The organism is Pseudomonas sp. R3-56, from assembly GCF_051132075.1.
Taxonomy (GTDB): Bacteria; Pseudomonadota; Gammaproteobacteria; order Pseudomonadales; family Pseudomonadaceae; genus Aquipseudomonas.
This window is the reverse complement of the sequence record NZ_CP071657.1, coordinates 5754360-5770416: the sequence shown is the minus strand read 5'-3', so window position 1 is coordinate 5770416 and position 16057 is coordinate 5754360. Positions and strand designations below refer to the sequence as shown.

The 16057-nt window shown below is 60.5% G+C and carries 15 protein-coding genes; 6 read left to right on the top strand and 9 right to left on the bottom strand.

The window, feature by feature from the left end:
* Nucleotides 1-9: 9 nt before the first annotated feature.
* A complete protein-coding gene (locus tag J3P96_RS26130) occupies nucleotides 10-1302 on the bottom strand; it encodes a murein hydrolase activator EnvC family protein (protein WP_305497433.1) in 1293 nt (430 codons plus the stop codon).
* 267 nt (nucleotides 1303-1569) lie between these two features.
* Nucleotides 1570-3099 carry a 2,3-bisphosphoglycerate-independent phosphoglycerate mutase gene (gpmI, locus tag J3P96_RS26125; RefSeq protein WP_434654018.1) on the bottom strand — a complete coding sequence of 510 codons (1530 nt, stop codon included), beginning with the start codon at nucleotides 3097-3099 and terminating at the stop codon, nucleotides 1570-1572.
* Between the two features lie 152 nt (nucleotides 3100-3251).
* On the opposite strand from gpmI, the gene J3P96_RS26120 reads away from it, so the two are divergent.
* Genes J3P96_RS26120 through secB form a run of 3 tightly spaced genes read left to right on the top strand, consistent with a single transcriptional unit; the run spans nucleotide 3252 to nucleotide 4444 of the window.
* Complete coding sequence (locus tag J3P96_RS26120) at nucleotides 3252-3665, top strand: rhodanese-like domain-containing protein (RefSeq protein ID WP_305497431.1); 414 nt, start codon at nucleotides 3252-3254, stop codon at nucleotides 3663-3665.
* Nucleotide 3666: 1 nt separating this feature from the next.
* Nucleotides 3667-3921 (top strand): glutaredoxin 3, encoded by a 255-nt coding sequence (grxC, locus tag J3P96_RS26115; RefSeq protein WP_434654015.1) that lies wholly within the window; start codon nucleotides 3667-3669, stop codon nucleotides 3919-3921.
* Nucleotides 3922-3961: 40 nt separating this feature from the next.
* Complete coding sequence (secB, locus tag J3P96_RS26110) at nucleotides 3962-4444, top strand: protein-export chaperone SecB (RefSeq protein ID WP_305497429.1); 483 nt, start codon at nucleotides 3962-3964, stop codon at nucleotides 4442-4444.
* A 130-nt stretch (nucleotides 4445-4574) separates the two neighbouring features.
* Here secB and trmL read toward each other — a convergent pair whose 3' ends face one another.
* Nucleotides 4575-5030, bottom strand: coding sequence for a tRNA (uridine(34)/cytosine(34)/5-carboxymethylaminomethyluridine(34)-2'-O)-methyltransferase TrmL (trmL, locus tag J3P96_RS26105; protein WP_092401422.1), 456 nt, complete (start codon nucleotides 5028-5030; stop codon nucleotides 4575-4577).
* On the opposite strand from trmL, the gene J3P96_RS26100 reads away from it, so the two are divergent.
* Nucleotides 5029-5469, top strand: coding sequence for a hypothetical protein (locus J3P96_RS26100; protein WP_434654011.1), 441 nt, complete (start codon nucleotides 5029-5031; stop codon nucleotides 5467-5469). The two genes, trmL and J3P96_RS26100, sit on opposite strands and share 2 nt — an antisense overlap.
* Before the next feature lie 496 nt (nucleotides 5470-5965).
* On the opposite strand, the gene ntrC is transcribed toward J3P96_RS26100, so the two are convergent.
* The 6 genes from ntrC to glnA form a co-directional block, all read right to left on the bottom strand.
* Nucleotides 5966-7402, bottom strand: coding sequence for a nitrogen regulation protein NR(I) (gene ntrC / locus J3P96_RS26095; protein ID WP_186613250.1), 1437 nt, complete (start codon nucleotides 7400-7402; stop codon nucleotides 5966-5968).
* The gene (gene glnL / locus J3P96_RS26090; RefSeq protein WP_434654008.1) at nucleotides 7399-8484 is read right to left on the bottom strand and encodes a nitrogen regulation protein NR(II); all 1086 of its coding nucleotides are present in this window, start codon (nucleotides 8482-8484) and stop codon (nucleotides 7399-7401) included. The genes ntrC and glnL overlap by 4 nt, the downstream gene beginning before the upstream one ends.
* A 254-nt stretch (nucleotides 8485-8738) precedes the next feature.
* A complete protein-coding gene (locus J3P96_RS26085; protein WP_434654006.1) occupies nucleotides 8739-9365 on the bottom strand; it encodes a DUF4124 domain-containing protein in 627 nt (208 codons plus the stop codon).
* Nucleotides 9362-9880 (bottom strand): DUF4124 domain-containing protein, encoded by a 519-nt coding sequence (locus J3P96_RS26080; RefSeq protein ID WP_434654003.1) that lies wholly within the window; start codon nucleotides 9878-9880, stop codon nucleotides 9362-9364. The genes J3P96_RS26085 and J3P96_RS26080 overlap by 4 nt, the downstream gene beginning before the upstream one ends.
* Nucleotides 9881-10204: 324 nt before the next feature.
* Nucleotides 10205-10762, bottom strand: coding sequence for a chorismate mutase (locus tag J3P96_RS26075; RefSeq protein ID WP_434654000.1), 558 nt, complete (start codon nucleotides 10760-10762; stop codon nucleotides 10205-10207).
* 119 nt (nucleotides 10763-10881) lie between these two features.
* Nucleotides 10882-12288: a type I glutamate--ammonia ligase gene (gene glnA / locus J3P96_RS26070; protein WP_186638815.1), complete on the bottom strand. Its 1407-nt coding sequence runs from the start codon at nucleotides 12286-12288 to the stop codon at nucleotides 10882-10884.
* Nucleotides 12289-12616: 328 nt separating this feature from the next.
* On the opposite strand from glnA, the gene thiI reads away from it, so the two are divergent.
* Both thiI and typA read left to right on the top strand, forming a co-directional pair.
* Nucleotides 12617-14071, top strand: a complete 1455-nt coding sequence (gene thiI, locus J3P96_RS26065) for a tRNA uracil 4-sulfurtransferase ThiI (protein ID WP_305497422.1) — start codon at nucleotides 12617-12619, stop codon at nucleotides 14069-14071.
* Nucleotides 14072-14205: 134 nt separating this feature from the next.
* Nucleotides 14206-16026 (top strand): translational GTPase TypA, encoded by a 1821-nt coding sequence (gene typA / locus J3P96_RS26060; protein ID WP_305497421.1) that lies wholly within the window; start codon nucleotides 14206-14208, stop codon nucleotides 16024-16026.
* Nucleotides 16027-16057: the final 31 nt, after the last annotated feature.

Below are 16057 nucleotides of genomic sequence, written 5' to 3'. Positions count from 1 at the left end.
TGGGCGCGCTTATCCTTGCGCACGACACCATTGTGCCGGGTCACTGGGGCGACCCTGCTGGCGAATAGCAAAATACAGTGCTGGCGTGTCCTGCCCGCCACTGTTGCCGACCGTGGAGATGGACTCGCCGGCCTTGACCACATCACCCGCCGATTTGAGCAGCGTCTGGTTGTGGCCGTAAAGGCTCAGGTATCCGTTGCCGTGATCGAGGATCACCAGCAGGCCGGCACCGCGCAGCCAGTCGGCAAACACCACGCGCCCGCCATGTACAGCGTGCACCTGGCTACCGGCGGATGCGCTGATCATCACGCCGTCCCACTTGGTGCGGGTATCGTCGCCACGGGTTTCACCGAAGCGTGCAAGTAATCGACCATTGACCGGCCATGGAAGTTTGCCCCGGGCTGAAGCAAAAGCGCCGCCGAAGGTTTCGCCATCGCTGGAAACCACTGCGCCGGGGCTGGATTTAGCCGGCTTGCGCGGGGCTTCGCCGGCATCGGCGTCGGCCTGGGCTTCACGCAAACGCTTTTTTTCAGCTTCCTGCTGGGCGATCAGCGCTTTCTGCCGCGCTTCTTCCGCCTCCCGAGCCTGGCGAGCCAGGGTTTCTTCGATGGTTTTCAAGACATTTGCCAGTTCAGCCTGGTCCTGTTCGCGGGCCTTGAGCTTGCTGTCGCGAGCCTTCACGTCGTCATTGAGCTTGGCCAGGGCCACCTGGCGCTCCTTGCGAACCTTCTCGAGTTCTTCACGCTGGGTGTCGAGGCTGCTTTTCTGCACGAGTAACTGGGCTTGCTGCAGCTCGATGTCTTTCTCGACATTGGCCAGCTGGCGCAGGGTTTCATTGAAACTCTTGAGCTGCTCCAGGCGGGCCTGGCTCAGGTAGTCGTAATAGGTGAGGGTGCGGGCGAATTTCTCGGGATTCTGCTGGTTGAGCAGCAGCTTGAGGTATTCCTGGCGACCGTTCTGGTAGGCCGCCCGAGCCTGGATGGCGATCAGCTTTTGCTGTTCAGTGCGCGCGCTCTGGAGTTTTTTTTTCTCTCCATCGAGGCGTTGCAACTCGGATTCGCTTTTCTTCAGCTCTTTCTGCAGGGCGTCGACCTGCTTCTCCAGCTTGCCCATCTCGGTTTCGGTGCCGCGCAGGTCTTTCTGCACGCTGGATTTTTCTTCCTGCAACTTGTTCAGCAGCTTCTTCAGCTCGGCGATGTCCTGGCGCGTGGCTTCCAACTGTTGTTGGGTTTGCGCGCGCTCGTCCGCGAAGGCCGGTTGGAGCAGGCAGGTCAGAGCAAGGGCTATCAGGACGCGGAGCATAGAGGCGGGTGGCACCAGGGAAAGGGACGGCCTAGTATGCCCGCCCCACGCTGCAAAAAAAACGCCCATTTGGGGCTGTGTGATAACTGGCCGAAAAAACACCAGAAACCATTGCGGGAGCGAGCCTGCTGTGGCGAGGGAGCTTGCTCCCGCTGGGCTGCGAAGCAGCCCCTCGACAATAGATCAAGCCAGAAGGCTCTGCGATGGCTGCGCCATCGAACGGGAGCAAGCTCCCTCGCCACACAAACAGTGCTCAATGCTGCGACGTCAGACCAGGATCGAAGTTCCGGTCATCTCCGCCGGCTGTTCCATGCCCAGCAGCATCAGCATGGTCGGTGCCACGTCGGCCAATACACCGCCTTCGCGGACCTTGAAGTCACGCTTGCCGACATAAATGAATGGCACCGGCTCAGTGGTATGGGCCGTATGGGCCTGGCCGGTGGATTCGTCGGACATTTGCTCGACGTTGCCGTGGTCGGCGGTGATCAGCGCTTCGCCGCCGACTTTTTCCAGTGCCTCGACGATGCGGCCGACGCAGGTGTCCAGGCATTCCACCGCCTTGACCGCTGCGTCGAACACGCCGCTGTGACCGACCATGTCACCGTTGGCGTAGTTGACCACGATCACGTCGTAACGCTGGTTCTCGATGGCGTCGACGATGCGGTCGGTCACTTCCGGCGCGCTCATTTCCGGTTGCAGATCGTAGGTGGCGACCTTCGGCGACGGGATCAGGATGCGCTCTTCGCCCGGGAAGGGCTCTTCGCGGCCGCCGGAGAAGAAGAACGTCACATGGGCGTACTTCTCGGTTTCCGCTATGCGCAGTTGGGTCTTGCCGTTTTTCGCCAGGTAATCACCCAGCACGTTTTCCAGGCTGCCGGCGGCGAAGGCCGATGGCGCGGGAATGCTGGCCGCGTATTGGGTCAGCATCACGAAACCGGCCAGCTTCGGCTGGCGGGTGCGCTCGAATTCCTTGAAATCGTCTTCGACGAATACGCGAGTCAGTTCGCGGGCACGGTCGGCGCGGAAGTTCATGAACACCACCGCGTCGCCGTCTTCGACTTTTACCGGCTCGCCGAGGGTGGTGGCCTTGACGAACTCGTCGCTTTCACCACGTTCGTAGGCAGCTTGCAGGCCTTCTTGCGCGGTGGCGGCGTGGAATTCGGCATTGCCGTCGACGATCAGGTTGTAGGCCTGGGCGACGCGGTCCCAGCGGTTGTCACGGTCCATGGCGAAGTAACGGCCGATCAGGCTGGCGATCCGGCCCTTGCCGAGGTTCTTGAACGTGTCGTCCAGCAATTTGATCGACGATTCGGCGCTCTTCGGCGGCGTGTCACGGCCATCCAGGAAGGCGTGAAGGTAGATGTTTTCAGCGCCGCGCCTGGCGGCCAGCTCGGCCATGGCGATCAGGTGGTCCTGATGGCTGTGCACGCCACCGTCGGACAGCAGGCCCATGAAGTGCACGGCCTTGCCGGCAGCCACGGCTTTATCCACGGCAGCGCAGATGGTCGGGTTTTCGAAGAACTCGCCGTCGCGGATCGATTTGGTCACGCGGGTGAAGTCCTGATACACCACGCGGCCGGCGCCGAGGTTCATGTGGCCGACTTCGGAGTTGCCCATCTGCCCGTCCGGCAGGCCGACATCCATGCCGCTGCCGGAGATCAAGCCGTTCGGCACGGTGGCCCACAGGCGATCCAGCACAGGCTTCCTGGCCGCGTAGACGGCGTTGGATTCGTGGCTGTCACTGTGACCGAAGCCGTCCAGAATCATCAGGACCAAAGGTTTAGGCGTGGTAGTCATGGAATCCACTCGTGGCTGGTTAAAAGAAGACGATGGAAAAGGGACGGGCAGTTTAAAGGTAAGTTCCGGTGCCGTCACCGCCGGGCGGGGTTTGGCCGGCCTTGCGTGCTGTGTATACTGGCCGACATTTTAACGCCCTGGAACCTCCTTCGATGGTTGCTCACCTGATTGAATTTGCCACTAACCACTACATTCTCGTCGGTATCTTCGTCGTACTGCTGGCGTTGCTGGTTGCCCACACGATGCAGGGCGGCGGTCGCAGCCTGAGCACCGGCGAGCTGACCGCGCTGGTCAACAAGGACGCCGGCGTAGTGGTCGACATCCGCCCGACCAAGGATTACGCCGCCGGTCACATCGTCGGCGCGCTGAACATTCCTCAGGACAAACTGATCGCTCGTGTGGCCGAACTGGAAAAACACAAGGCCAAGACGCTGATCCTTGTCGACGCCCAAGGCCAGCAGGCCGGTACCCTTGCCCGCGAACTGATGAAGTCCGGCTTCACCGCCGCCAAACTGTCCGGTGGCGTTGCGAGCTGGAAAGCCGACAATCTGCCCCTGGTGAAGTGACATGCCCCACGTAGTTGTCTATTCCAGCGATTACTGCCCCTATTGCTCCCGAGCCAAGATGCTGCTCAACAACAAGGGCGTAGCCTTCGAAGAGATCAAGGTCGACGGCAAGCCGCAACTGCGCGCCGAAATGACCCAGAAGGCCCGGCGTACCTCCGTGCCGCAGATCTGGATCGGCGACACCCACGTGGGCGGTTGCGATGACCTGTTCGCCCTGGAGCGCGCCGGCAAGCTCGACGCGCTGCTCAAGGCCTGAATTCCCAATTAATAGAACCTGAAAGTAAGAAGGATCTGCGATGACTGACCAACAGAACACAGCTGCCACTGAAGAAGAAGCCGCACCGCAATTCTCCTTGCAGCGCATTTACGTTCGCGACCTGTCCTTCGAAGCCCCGAAAAGCCCGGCGATCTTTCGCCAGCAGTGGGAGCCGAGCGTGGCCCTGGACCTGAATACCCGCCAGAAAGCCCTGGAAGAAGATTTCCACGAAGTGGTGCTGACCCTGTCGGTGACCGTGAAGAATGGCGACGAAGTCGCGTTCATCGCCGAAGTCCAGCAGGCCGGTATCTTCCTGATCAAGAATCTCGATGCCGCTTCGATGAGCCACACCCTGGGCGCGTTCTGCCCGAACATCCTGTTCCCGTACGCCCGCGAAACACTGGACAGCCTGGTGACCCGCGGCTCGTTCCCGGCCCTGATGCTGGCCCCGGTGAACTTCGATGCCCTGTACGCGCAAGAGCTGCAGCGCATGCAACAAGAAGGCGGCGCGACCGTCCAGTAAGCGGCGCTGTCAGCCGAGTATCAAACCTGTGGGAGCGAGCCTGCTCGCGAAAGCGCTATATCAGTCAATCAAGTACCGACTGAGCTGACGCTTTCGCGAGCAGGCTCGCTCCCACATTTGTTATGCGATGCTATTGAAAGCCGTTCTGCCGCCACGCCTCATAAACCGCCACCGCCACGGTGTTTGACAGGTTCAGGCTGCGGCAGCCTTCACGCATCGGCAAGCGCAAGCGTTGGTCCGCCGGTAGTGCGTCGAGCACTTCGGCCGGCAGGCCACGGCTTTCCGGGCCGAACAGGAATGCATCGCCGGCGACGAAGCTGGCGTCATGAAACGGCCGCGAGCCCTTGGTGGTGAAGGCGAACAGACGCGGATGCCCCAGGCTTTCCAGGCAACTGGCCAAGTCGGCGTGCCGCTGCAAGGTGGCATACTCGTGGTAGTCGAGGCCGGCGCGGCGCAGGCGCTTGTCGTCCATTTCGAAGCCCAGCGGTTCGATCAGGTGCAGGTGGCAGCCGCTGTTGGCGCACAGCCTGATGACGTTGCCGGTATTGGGTGGTATTTCCGGTTGAAAAAGGATGACGTGAAACATGCACGGCTCCGCAGATAAAGATGAGCGGCATTCTACGCCGCAAACCGATCGGCGTTCGAAGCTATTGCCTCGGGTGATGGGCTCTCTGGCGATCGTCGGCATGATGGTCGGGCTGATGATCGGCCGCCTGACGACGCCCGATCCGAGCGAGTTGCAACAGGTCGAGGTGACCCAGGGAGGGCTGGTGGCCTGGTTCAACAACGAACCGGAGCTCCATGGGGAAATCATCGACGGCTCCGTGGCCCTGTTGTTTCAGGCGCAAGGCCGACCGCAGAAAGGCCAGCTCAAGCTCAACGGCAAGAACGTGAACTGGCGGGTGCGCTTGAGTGACAAGGGGCTGTTGCTGACTTTGGTGGCGGCGCGTCCGTTGCGAGGGGAGTGGACCGGCAGCGAAGTCGATGACCGCTGGCGGCTGGAGATCCGTCTCCAGGAGCAATAAAAGAGGGAATCCCCGGCCTGCCTGTACCAAGGTCCCCAAAACGGGAGGGCTTGCCGTGAAGACGCAGCCCGGATGTAAAGAAGGGAAACCTTGACCTGCCTGTATCAAGGCCCCCAAAACAGTGGGCTCGATGAGCCCGGTGTAAAAGAGGGGAATCCCCGGCCTGCCTGTACCAAGGTCCCCGAAACTGGGTAGTGATTGGGTTGTTGCAGGGGGCGTGCCAGTTTTAAATGGCTTGTCACAAAAAACTGCTGAAGATGCGAAAAAGCCCCGTATTCCGGGGCTTTTGCTTTTGTTTGTGCGGTTTTTTTCGAGTTGGGTCGATTGGTTTTGGCTTGAGGTGCATGTGCAATTGCGGTTCGTAGTGCATTGAAGCGGTGCACAAAGATCCAATGTGGGAGCGGGCTTGCTCGCGAATGCGGTGTATCAGTCGACATCACTTTGTCTGATACACCGCTTTCGCGAGCAAGCCCGCTCCCACAGGGTCAAAGGCTGATCAGCCCTCATCCCCCTCATCATCATCCCCACCATCAACCTTCATCCCCAATTCCTTGATCTTGCGAGTCAAGGTATTGCGGCCCCAGCCCAGCAGCACGGCGGCGTCGCGGCGGCGGCCGGCGGTGTGCTTGAGGGCGGTTTCGATCATGATGCGCTCGAAGGCCGGGACGGCGCTGTCGAGCAGGCTCGATTGACCGCGGGCCAGGGCCTGGTCGGCCCATTGGCGCAAGGCCTGTTCCCAATTGGTCACCGGCGCCGAATCCTGTGGCAGGCTCAACAGTTCCGGTGGCAAGTCGCTGATATGCACTTCGCGACCCGACGCCATCACCGTGATCCAGCGGCAGGTGTTCTCCAGCTGGCGCACGTTGCCGGGCCACGGCAGGTTCTTGAGGTATTCCTCGGTCTCGCTCTTGAGCAGCTTGGGCTCCACTGCCAGCTCCTGGGCCGCACGGCCGAGGAAGTGCCGGGCCAGGGTCGGGATGTCCTCGCGACGGTCCGCCAGGCGCGGGATGTGTATGCGGATCACGTTCAGGCGATGGAACAGGTCTTCGCGGAACTTGCCGGCGTGGACCAGGGTTTCCAGGTTCTGGTGGGTCGCGGCGATGATCCGGACATCGACCTTGACCGGCGTATGCCCGCCGACTCGATAGAACTCGCCGTCGGCCAGTACCCGCAGCAGTCGGGTCTGGGTGTCAGCCGGCATGTCGCCGATTTCATCCAGGAACAACGTACCGCCATCGGCTTGTTCGAAGCGCCCCCGGCGCAGATTGGCCGCGCCGGTGAACGCGCCTTTTTCATGACCGAACAGCTCGGACTCCATCAGATCCTTGGGAATCGCCGCCATGTTCAGCGCAATGAACGGCGACGCCGCTCGTGGGCTGTGGCGGTGCAGGGCGTGGGCCACCAATTCCTTGCCGGTACCCGACTCACCATTGATCAGCACGGTGATGTTGGAATGGCTCAGTCGACCGATGGCGCGAAACACTTCCTGCATCGCCGGCGCTTCGCCGATGATTTCCGGGGTGCGGGCCAGGGCCGGGACTTCCTCCAGGCCTTGTTGCTCCTGGGCGTGCTGGTTGGCGCGCTTGACCAAGGACACGGCTTCGTCGACGTCGAACGGCTTGGGCAGGTACTCGAACGCACCGCCCTGGTAAGACGCCACGGCGCTGTCCAGGTCGGAATGAGCGGTCATGATGATCACTGGCAGCCGCGGATGTTGCTCGCGAATCCGCGCCAGCAAGTCCAGGCCACTGGCGCCGGGCATGCGGATATCGGAAATGATGACGTCCGGCTGCTGACGGGCCAGGCGGCTCATCACCCCGTCGGCGCTGTCGAAGCTCTGGGTGGTCATGCCTTCCTGTTGCAAGGCTTTTTCCAGGACCCAGCGGATAGAACGGTCGTCATCGACGATCCACACGGTTTCACTACGGCTCATGTCGATGTGGCTCCTTGTTCCAGTGGCAGGAAGATCGAGAAAGTGGTGTGGCCGGGGTGGCTCTCACATTCGATCAAGCCCTGATGCTGACTGATGATGTTCTGGGTGATGGACAGGCCCAGCCCGGTACCGTCCGGACGGCCGCTGACCATGGGAAAGAAGATGGTTTCCTGCAGTTCCGCAGGAATGCCCGGGCCGTTGTCGATGATTTCGATCTTGGTCACCAGGCGATGGCGCACATGGCCGATGGTGAACTGGCGCATGGCGCGGGTGCGCAGGCTGATGCGACCCATGCGCAGCTCGCTCTGGCTGCTGATGGCCTGCATGGCGTTGCGCACGATGTTCAGCACCGCCTGGATCATCTGCTCGCGGTCGATCAGGACGTCGGGAATGCTCGGGTCGTAGTCGCGCACCAAGGTGATGCAGCCCTGGCTCTCCGCCTCCACCAGGCTGCTGACGCGCTCCAGTACTTCATGAACGTTACACAGCGCCAGTGAGGGCAGCTTGTTCGAGCCGAGCATGCGGTCCACCAGGTTTCGCAGGCGGTCGGCCTCTTCGATGATGACGTTGGTGTAGTCCTTGAGGCTTTCTTCCGGCAGTTCCCGGGCGAGCAACTGTGCCGCGCCACGAATGCCACCCAACGGATTCTTGATCTCATGGGCCAGGCCGCGCACCAGCATCTTGCTGGTTTCCTGCTTGGACAATTGCGCCTCCTCCTTGGTGATGCGCAGCAGGCGATCACGGGGATGGACTTCCAGAAGCAGGAGGGTGGCATTGTTGTTGAGGATCGGCGTTACCGCGTAGTCGACCGTCAGGGTCTGGCCGGTCAGGGCGGTGAGCATCGCTTCGCGCTTGGTGAACGGGTGGGCCTGTTCGACGGCCTGGCGCAGGGAATTCAGCGCTTCGGTGGATTCGGTAAACAGTTCGCTGATGAACTGCCCATGGCTGCGCTGGCCGCTGACGGCCAGGAGCATCTCTGCCGCCGGGTTCATGTACTCCAGACGCAGTTCGGCGTCGAGCAGGATGGTCGCGGTGGTGAGATTGTCGAGCAGCAAACGGTGTAGTGCGTCGCTAATGGTCATCAGGACCTCTTTTAAAGCGTAGCGATCAAGGGCAAGCCCCCAAATCGCGCGCGCGATTCATGCGCTGATACCAGCAAAATGCAAAAACCAAACCAAGGCTCCGAAAAGAAGCGTTTCAGGCGTCAAATAGCCTTTTCTCGCCCATCTGTGTGGCGTTCTGCCAGTTTTCGCGGGTAGTTTCGAACCAAAATGGGTTGGAATCTGGGTAGAGGTGCAGAGCTGTGCACTGTCATGGTGCGCCATCCTGGATGGCATTAGAAGAAGGGCAGGATGCTGCTTTTTTCCTCCTCGGGCTTGTCCGCCAGGGGGCATTCGGGGCGTTGGCCGTAGTCGGCGATAGCACAGGGTTTGACGCGGCGCTTCTGCGCCAGGGACATGCGTTGCATGTGGAAGGGCTGGTTGGCGGTGCGCTCGACGATTCGCGCTTGCTCGTCGAGGATCTCCACCGCCAGGTGATGGGTGCCGCGATCAATGTTCTTCAGCGCAAACACTGGGCTGGGTCCCGGCTCGCCAGTGGGCTTGCCGTCCAGCAGCAGGCGGTAGTGGTGACCTTTCTGCAAACCGGGCTCACTGGTGGCGGTGACGATCAGTTCCCCCGCGGTACTGCGTATCGTCGCATCTGGCTCGGGGATCAGCAGCCGGAGCATCTCGTATCGGAACAAGGGCTCGGCGGGTGGTTTTTCGGCGGTCGTCGTCGGCGTAGTCCCGGAGGGCGTGGCCGGCATCCGGTTGCCGGGCGGTAGCGGCACTTTCTTCGCGTTGCCGGGGCGTGGCTGGTCGGTGAAGACGCGATTGCCCTGGGCGTCGATGTAGGTGTAGACCTGCGCCAGGCTCGGTAGCGCCACCAGCAGCAGGCCGAGGGCGAGCAGCCAGCGGATCATGGAAGGTGAATCCGCTGGACAGTGAAGGTAACGGTTTCGCTTTGTTGCACGAGACGTTCCCCGTTGATGACCTGGACTGCCAGGCTGTGTTCGCCGCGGTCGATGTTCACCAGTTGCAGGCGCGGCACGTTACTCGGCTGCCCGTACGGCTGGCCGTCCAGCAATAGCCTGAACAGATGCGGGCCTTGCAGGCGCGGCTGCGCCCGGACGCCAACGGTGAAGGTGCCGTTATTGGCGCGCAGGGCTTCTTCGGTGGGGATGTCGGTCAGTTCCAGGATGTCATAGGCGTTACGCGGCGCGTCGCTGCCTTGCGCGGCCGCAGGTGCTTCGCGGCTGCCCGGTGTCTGGGACTCCACGCTGTTGAGCGGCGGCAATTCCACGGCCTGGGCTGGTACGCCGTCGGGCGGCTGATTGCTGTAGGCGGTGTTGCCGTCGGCGTCGGTGTATTTGTAGATCTGCGCGGTAGCAGGCAATGCCAACAGCGATAAGAAGATGATTGAGAAAACACGACCCATGGAAAATCGACCGAAAACGAAAGGTGATGGGTGCAGCATAGGCCAGCGTGGCTGGTTGGCCCAATTGCTGTGTTGCACGTATTTCCTGTGGGGGCGGGCTTGCTCGCGAAGGCGGGGTGTCAGTCGTTGAGATGTTGGATGTGCTGGCCTCTTCGCGAGCAGGCTCGCTCCCACAGGGGATCTGCTGTGAACACGAATCTTGTGGCGACGCAGATCCAGTGTGGGAGCGAGCTTGCTCGCGATGGCGGTGTGTCAGGCAGTGAGGTGTTGGATAGGTTGGCCTCATCGCGAGCAAGCTCGCTCCCACAGGGGGAAGGGGGGGGCTCAGGATTTCGGGGAGATACACAGTCCGCCGGTTGCTCGGATCAAGGCAAGCCTGTGTATTGGGTGTTGTTTGTTGTGGTGGGTAGCGCGGGCCAGCCATTGCGGGCACTGCGGGTCGGTGCGGTAGGGTGCGAAGTCGGCCAGTTGCTGCAACAGACGTTTCTGCAGTCGATCGAGTTTGGGGCGGATCTCGCCCACCAGGTCCGGGCGTGGCAGGTCTGGGGCCTTACCGTCGAGGGCCCAGTCGGACAGGTTGATGTATTGCACCAGTTTGTTGGCTTCAATCTGGGCGGCGAAAAACGCTTCCACGGTTTCACCGGTCAGTTTGTAGGTCGGCGCCTGGGCGACGGCGGCGGCGATGACTTCACGCTCGCGCTGGCGATCCTCCACCGGTTTGCCGCTGTCCCATTTGCTCAACGCCACCTGATCGGCAATGGCCAGGCGTTCACCGATAGCGTTCAGCAGCGGAGTAAGGGCTTCGGGGGCGTTGCCCGCTTCGGCGCTGGTGGCCAGCAGTGCGGCGGACAGGGCAAGGCAGAGCTTGAGGCGCGGAGTCATGGGCAGTCTCGTCTTTATGGAGGAGCGACGAGGCATCATGCCTGTAACCGGCGCCCATGAAAAAGGCCTCCCGAAGGAGGCCTCTTTTATTTCACGCCGTACGTGACGGCGCTACCGGATCAGCAGCTGTAGTACAGCTCATATTCCAGTGGGTGTACGAAGGTGCGAACCTTGATCTCTTCTTCGCTTTTCAGCGCGATGTAAGCGTCGATGAAGTCATCGCTGAATACGCCGCCCTTGGTCAGGAACGCACGGCCCTTGTCCAGCTCTTCCAGGGCTTCTTTCAGGCTACCGCAAACCTGTGGGATTTCCTTGGCCTCTTCAGGCGGCAGGTCATACAGGTTCTTGTCGGCGGCATCGCCGGGGTGGATCTTGTTCTGGATACCGTCCAGGCCGGCCATCATCAGTGCTGCGAAGGCCAGGTATGGGTTGGCAGCCGGATCCGGGAAGCGCGCTTCGATACGACGGGCTTTAGGGCTGTTCACGTAAGGAATACGGATCGAGGCGGAACGGTTGCGAGCCGAGTAGGCCAGCATGACCGGTGCTTCGAAGCCTGGAACCAGACGCTTGTAGGAGTTGGTCGACGGGTTGGTGAAGCCGTTCAGGGCCTTACCGTGCTTGATGATGCCGCCGATGAAGTACAGGGCGGTGTCCGACAGACCGGCATAACCTTCGCCAGCGAAGGTGTTCTTGCCGTCCTTGGAGATCGACATGTGCACGTGCATGCCCGAACCGTTGTCGCCGTACAGAGGCTTCGGCATGAAGGTCGCGGTGCGGCCGTAGGCGTCGGCAACGTTGTGCACGCAGTACTTCAGGGTCTGGACTTCGTCAGCCTTCTTGACCAGCGTGTTGAACTTCACGCCGATTTCGTTCTGGCCGGCAGTCGCCACTTCGTGGTGGTGAACTTCGACGGTCTGGCCCATTTCTTCCAGCGCGTTGCACATGGAAGTACGGATTTCGTGGTCGAAATCGAACGGCGGAACCGGGAAGTAGCCGCCTTTGACGCCTGGACGGTGGCCTTTGTTGCCGCCTTCCACGTCCTGGTCGGACATCCACGAACCCTGTTCGGAGAAGATCTTGAACATGGAACCGGAGATGTCGGATTTGAACTTGACCGAGTCGAAGATGAAGAATTCAGGCTCAGGACCGAAGAAAGCGGTGTCGCCGATACCGGTGGACTTCAGGTATTCCTCGGCGCGGTGGGCGATGGCGCGTGGGTCGCGGTCATAGCCTTGCATGGTCGAAGGTTCGATGATGTCGCAAACCAGGATCAGGGTCGGCTCTTCGGTGAACGGATCGAGGACCGCGGTTTCGTCGTCCGGCATCAGGATCATGTCGGAGGCTTCGATGCCTTTCCAGCCGGAGATGGAGGAACCGTCGAACATCTTGCCGATTTCAAAGAATTCGTCGTCCAGCGCATCACGGGCCGGCATGGTCACGTGATGTTGAGTGCCCTTGGTGTCAGTGAAGCGCAGATCAATCCACTTGACGTCATGATCTTTGATGAGTTGAACCGACTTCGACATATGTCCTCCGGGTGGCTTCGGGCGGTAATGGTGTGCCCTTAGATATGGGTGATGCCGGCGCGAATACTCTGCCAAGGCAACCTGCCTCACAAGGGAGCAATTTGCATGCCAGTGCCCCAGCATGGGTTTTTTGCACCAAATCCTCGCTTTTGAAAGGGGCTGGACGCGGATTGTCGGACAATTGCGCACCGCAATGTGGCGTGTTTTGTGGATTGTGACCTGTTTTGGTGCGGCCAAAACCAATTGCAGATTAACTGGTTAAACCTTGAGCAATTTCCGCTATAATCCGCGCCCCCCTTTTTCGGCTGGCCGTTCGCGCGCTGTTTTCATGAAACTAATCGTAAAAGTCTTCCCCGAGATCACCATCAAGAGCCGCCCGGTACGGATGCGTTTCATCCGCCAGCTGGCCAAGAACATCCGTGCCGTGCTCCGTGACCTGGACCCGGCCGTGGTGGTGAATGGCGTGTGGGACAACCTCGAACTGGAAACCCGCGTCAGCGAACCCAAGGCCTTGAAGGAAATGACCGAGCGCCTGAGCTGCATGCCGGGCATCGCGCATTTCCTCCAGGTCGACGAATATCCGCTGGGGGACTTCGACGATATCCTCGCCAAGTGCATGCTCCATTATGGTGACGCCCTGGCCGGCAAGATCTTCTCGGTACGCTGCAAGCGCGCCGGCAAGCATCCGTTCAGCTCGATGGACGTCGAGCGTTATGTCGGCAGCCAGTTGCGCCGGCAGTGCGGCGCGGCCGGTATTTCCCTGAAAGACCCTGAAGTTGAAGTGCGCATCGAGATTCGCGACCAGCGGTTGTTCGTGATCCACAGCCAGCACGACAGCATCGGCGGTTATCCGCTGGGTTCGCTGGAACAGACGTTGGTATTGATGTCCGGTGGTTTCGACTCCACCGTCGCCGCCTACCAGATCATGCGTCGCGGCTTGATGAGCCATTTCTGCTTCTTCAACCTCGGCGGGCGCGCCCACGAACTGGGCGTCATGGAAGTGGCGCACTTCATCTGGAAGAAGTACGGCAGCTCCCAGCGCGTGTTATTTGTGAGCGTGCCGTTCGAGGAAGTCCTGGGCGAGATTCTCGGCAAAGTCGATAACAGTCATATGGGCGTCATTTTGAAGCGTATGATGTTGCGTGCCGCGACGAGCATCGCCGACCGCCTGCACATCGACGCGCTGGTCACCGGCGAGGCGATTTCCCAGGTTTCGAGCCAGACGCTGCCGAACCTGTCGGTGATCGACTGCGTGACCGAGAAACTCGTGCTGCGGCCACTGATCGCCAGCCACAAGCAGGACATCATCGACACGGCCACGGAGATCGGCACCGCCGATTTTGCCCGGCACATGCCGGAGTACTGCGGGGTCATCTCGGTCAATCCGAAGACGGCGGCCAAGCGCGGGCGCGTGGAGCACGAAGAGAAAGAATTCGACATGGCGGTACTCGAACGCGCGATCGAGAACGCCAGGCTGGTGCCGATCGATCGGGTCATCGACGAATTGGGCCAGGACATTCAGATTGAAGAAGTCGGCGAAGCGCTGGCCGGTCAGATCATCATCGACATCCGTCACCCGGACGATGCTGAAGACGACCCGCTGAGCGTCGCCGGCGTCGAGGTACAAACGATGCCGTTCTATGCAGTGAACGCGCGTTTCAAGGAACTGGACCCTACTCGCCAGTACCTGCTGTATTGCGACAAAGGCGTGATGAGTCGCCTGCATGCCCATCATTTGCTCAGTGAGGGGCATGCCAATGTGCGCGTTTATCGACCGAGCTAAGTGCCCGGGGCTGTTTGCCTGTGGCCTGCGTCACCGGCCCCCCGACGCCGCCGACACGCTGTAACTGTCGGACTCTACTGTAAATCGCTGCCACGACCTGTCAGCACACCGAATCCTCTGATCGAGATACACAAGTGATCGAAAATCTACGCAACATCGCCATCATTGCTCACGTTGACCATGGTAAGACCACCCTGGTAGACAAACTCTTGCGTCAATCCGGCACCCTGGAGCGCAACGAGCTCAACGACGAGCGCGTGATGGACTCCAACGACCAGGAGAAAGAGCGCGGTATTACCATCCTGGCGAAAAACACCGCCATCAACTGGAACGGCTACCACATCAACATCGTGGATACCCCGGGCCACGCCGACTTCGGTGGTGAAGTCGAGCGCGTGATGTCGATGGTCGACTCCGTGCTGCTGCTGGTCGACGCCCAGGACGGCCCTATGCCGCAAACTCGTTTCGTGACCAAGAAGGCCTTCGAAGCCGGCCTGCGTCCGATCGTGTGCATCAACAAGGTTGACCGTCCAGGCGCGCGTCCGGACTGGGTTCTGGACCAGATCTTCGACCTGTTCGACAACCTGGGCGCCACCGAAGAACAGCTGGACTTCAAAGTCGTCTACGCCTCGGCCCTGAACGGTATTGCCGGTCTGGACCACACCGAAATGGCTGACGACATGACCCCGCTGTACCAGTCGATCGTCGACAACGTACCCGCGCCGAAAGTCGACCGTGACGGCCCGTTCCAGATGCAGATCTCGGCACTGGACTACAACAGCTTCCTGGGTGTGATCGGTGTTGGCCGTATCGCTCGTGGTCGCGTCAAGCCGAACACCCCGGTCGTGGCTATCGGTGCCGACGGCAAGAAGCGCAACGGTCGTATCCTCAAGCTGATGGGTCACCACGGTCTGCACCGTGTAGACGTTGAAGAAGCAGCTGCCGGCGACATCGTCTGCATCAGCGGCATGGACTCGCTGTTCATCTCCGACACCCTGTGCCACCCGGACACCGTTGAAGCGATGAAGCCGTTGACCGTCGACGAGCCAACCGTTTCCATGACCTTCCAGGTAAACGACTCGCCATTCTGCGGTAAAGAAGGCAAGTTCGTGACTTCCCGTAACATCAAGGAACGTCTGGACAAAGAGCTGCTGTACAACGTTGCACTGCGCGTTGAAGAAGGCGACTCGGCTGACAAGTTCAAGGTCTCGGGCCGTGGCGAACTGCACCTCTCGGTTCTGATCGAAACCATGCGTCGCGAAGGCTTCGAAATGGCTGTAGGCCGTCCGGAAGTGATCATCCGTCTGGTTGACGGCGTGAAGCACGAACCGTTCGAAAACGTCACCATCGACCTGCCGGAAGAATCCCAGGGCAAGGTGATGGAAGAGATGGGCCTGCGTAAGGGCGACCTGACCAACATGGTGCCGGATGGCAAGGGCCGTGTACGTCTGGAATACAACATCCCTGCTCGTGGTCTGATCGGTTTCCGTAACCAGTTCCTGACCCTGACCAACGGTGCTGGCATCCTGACTTCGATCTTCGACCGTTACGACGTGATGAAGTCCGGCGACATGTCCGGCCGTCAGAACGGCGTTCTGGTTTCGGTTGAAACCGGCAAGGCACTGACCTACTCCCTGGAAACCCTCCAGGCGCGTGGCAAGCTGTTCGTTGAACACGGCCAGGAAATCTACGGCGGCCAGATCGTTGGTCTGAACAGCCGTGACAACGACCTGGGCGTGAACCCTACCAAGGGCAAGAAGCTCGACAACATGCGTGCTTCGGGTAAAGACGAAACCATCGCCCTGGTTCCACCTGTTCGCTTCACCCTGGAACAGGCTCTGGAATTCATCCAGGACGACGAGCTGTGTGAAGTGACGCCTAAGTCGATCCGCCTGCGCAAGAAGATCCTGGACGAAAGCGAGCGTACCCGCGCCGCCAAGAAAGCCAAGAACTGATTTAGCCCAGGCTGAATGAAAAACGCCCCCG